We start from the raw sequence: 255 nt of genomic DNA, 5'->3' as shown, positions 1-255 counted from the left end.
CCAAAGAGCTAGACGATAACCTACAGAGTAAAAACGATCTGAAAGATGCCCGGGTTATCGCAAAAATGATGCCACAAGGATATTACAGTATCCCAAGGGAAATGACTCAAATCGATTCAGAGCTTCGTCGGGGGACGGCCTATCGGGCCCGTTTAAAAGAAGAATCGGCCTCCATTCAAAACCGCATCCGACGATGGATTGACCTTTATTTCCCTGAGTTTGCTTCCGTAATTAAAGGTCTTGGAAAACAGGCTC

1 protein-coding gene is annotated in these 255 nt (G+C 45.9%); it reads left to right on the top strand.

From position 1 onward, the window contains the following. The coding region (locus BAA9072_RS24045) for an IS110 family transposase (RefSeq protein WP_201717052.1) at positions 1 to 255 on the top strand (255 nt) is incomplete at both ends.

Source organism: Rossellomorea arthrocnemi (assembly GCF_904424705.1).
Classification (GTDB): Bacteria; Bacillota; Bacilli; order Bacillales; family Bacillaceae_B; genus Rossellomorea; species Rossellomorea arthrocnemi.
This window is presented reverse-complemented; position numbering and strand designations above follow the sequence as displayed.